Annotated in this window: 2 protein-coding genes; both read right to left on the bottom strand. The window is 69.0% G+C overall.

What is annotated here, in order from left to right; genetic code table 11:
• The coding region (locus tag EPA99_RS18610) for a Cache 3/Cache 2 fusion domain-containing protein (RefSeq protein ID WP_129472755.1) at positions 1 to 1,517 on the bottom strand (1,517 nt) is incomplete at its 3' end.
• 214 nt (positions 1,518 to 1,731) lie between these two features.
• The coding region (locus EPA99_RS18605; protein WP_241688476.1) for a methyl-accepting chemotaxis protein at positions 1,732 to 2,478 on the bottom strand (747 nt) is incomplete at its 5' end.

Genomic DNA, 2,478 nt, shown 5'->3' with positions numbered 1-2,478 from the left:
GGGCTGATGATCAGGCGCATGATGCGCCCGCCCACGGTGATCTGCGCGCGGTGGGTGGTGCGCAGCTCGGCCAGCATCCTGGCCTGGTGCTCGGGGCGCTTGTGGAAGATGTCGATGCTCTTGCCCAGCAGGTCCTGCGCGCTGAACTGCGGCAGGTCGCGGCGCAGCTCGGCCTCGACCCTGCTCAGCATCTGCTGCAGCGGGCGATTGACGAAGACGATGTTGCGCTCGGCATCGGCGATCATCACGTTGGTGGTGACATCGTCCAGCGCCGTGCGCACGCGCAGGTTGTCGTTGGCGATCATGCGGTCGCGGCCGAGCCGCTCGCGCAGGTCGGTGCGCATGCGGTCCATGGCGCGCAGCAGGCGCCCGACCTCATCCTCGCGCTGCACCTCGATACGCCCATCCAGGCGACCCTCGGCCACGTCGCTTGCAACCTGCACGGCCACGCGCAGCGGACGTGTCACCAGGGCGCGCACCACCAGGACCACGGTGGTCATGACCACCACCAACGCCACCAGCGCGGTCAGCAGGATCTTCCACATCAGCCCGCGCAGCACGGCGGTCACCGTGGACTCAGGCTCTACGCCCAGGACCGCCCATTGCCACGGCGCGTAGACCTGCGCGGTGACGTAGGAGGGCACGGTGGTGCCGTCCGATTCGGTGAAGGACAGCCTGGCGGTCTGGCTTTTGCCGGCGAGCAGTGCCTCCAGCGCGGGGCGGTCGGCCTCGGCCACGTGCGATTGCACGGTGCTGCCTTCGCCCTTGGCGGCGGCGACGATCATGCCGCGGCTGTCGCCTTCGCGCAGGTCTACGGCGATGAAGTGACCCTGTTCGCCCAGCTTGGCCTCGCGCAGGCGTTCCTGCAGGCTGGCCAGCCCCTCGGAGTAGTTCTGCCCCACGAACAGGATGCCCACGGTGTTGCCGGCGGCGTCGGCCAGCGGCGCGTAGTGGGTCATGTAGCTGGTACCGAACAGCGAGGCCGGACCGGTGTAGGTCTGGCCGCTGGCGATGGCCGCATAGGCTTTGCCGCTGCGGTCCAGCGAGGTGCCCAGGACGCGTTCGCCCTCCTTGTTGCGCAGCGAGGTCGCCACGCGCACGAAGTCCTCGCCGCTGCGCACGAAGATGGTGGCCACGCCGCCGGTGGCCTCGGCAAAGCGGTCCACGGTCTCCTGGCGCAGGTTCATGCGCACCTTGCCGATGCTCAGCGAGGGCGTGGGTTGTTCGTTGACCAGCACGGTGGCGCGCTGGTCCAGCGTGGCCTCGCCTTGCGGCAGCATGGCGCGGAAGGTGCGGCCCATGCGAGCCGAGCTTTCGCTCAGGTTACGGTCGTACATGGCCACCATGTCGCGGGTGAGCAGGGTGGAGGATTGCAGCCCGGTCTCCACGCGCTGTTCGTAGCTGGCGGCGGACTGCCGGTAGACCAGCCAGGCAAGCAGGGCAAAGGCCGCAAACACGGCGGCGGCGATCGCCAGACCCAGGCGCGCGGCAATGGAGAGGCGAGAGAGGTGATTCATCCGGGGATAGTTCTAGGAAGGCCCTAGAACTATCGGCGACCCCTTCACGCGCTGAAGACACTGGGCAGGCCCGGGGTGACGGGTCTGTCACAGAACCCGAGATGCGACGCGACGGCAAGGGCTCGCTTTGCGCTCCAGCGCGTTGCCCGAGTGCGCTTGCCTGCGCGCATGCGACCTGGCCCGCGTCGGCCAGGCGCCGCACCCTGCGGTGGGCCTAAGCCGCCGCGGCGATGGCCTTGCGGGCGCTCGGCTTGCCGGCCGGAACAGGCGCTGGCGACTGCTCCAGGCGAAACACCGAGACTGCGGCGACCAGCGCCTGCGCCTGTTCTTCCATCGCGCGCGCTGCGGCCGAGGCTTCTTCCACCAGGGCGGCGTTCTGCTGGGTGGTCTCGTCCATCTGCACCACGGTCTGGTTGACCTGCTCGATGCCTGCGGCCTGCTCCTGCGAGGCCGCGGAGATCTCGCCCATGATGTCGGTGACCCGCTGTACCGAGCCCACCAGCTCTTCCATGGTCTTGCCGGCCTGCCCGGCCAGCGCAGAACCATCGGACACCTTGGACACCGAGTCCTCGATCAGGCCCTTGATTTCCTTGGCGGCGTTGGCCGAGCGCTGCGCCAGCGAGCGCACTTCCGAGGCGACCACCGCAAAGCCGCGGCCCTGTTCGCCAGCGCGCGCGGCTTCCACCGCGGCATTGAGCGCCAGGATGTTGGTCTGGAAGGCGATGCCGTCGATGACGCTGATGATGTCGGCGATCTTGCGCGAGGAGGCCTCGATCTCGCCCATGGTCACCACGACCTGGCCGACCACGCTGCCGCCGCTGGCGGCAACCTGCGCGGCGCCCACGGCCAGCTGGTTGGCCTGGCGCGCGTGCTCGGCGTTCTGCTTGACCGTGGAGGTCAGCTCTTCCATCGAGGCGGCGGTCTCTTCCAGGTTGGCCGCCTGCTGCTCGGTACGGCGCGA

The organism is Pseudoxanthomonas composti (assembly GCF_004122095.1).
Classification (GTDB): Bacteria; Pseudomonadota; Gammaproteobacteria; order Xanthomonadales; family Xanthomonadaceae; genus Pseudoxanthomonas_A; species Pseudoxanthomonas_A composti.
The sequence above is the reverse complement of the archived record's forward strand: the minus strand, read 5'-3'. Positions and strand labels throughout refer to the sequence as shown.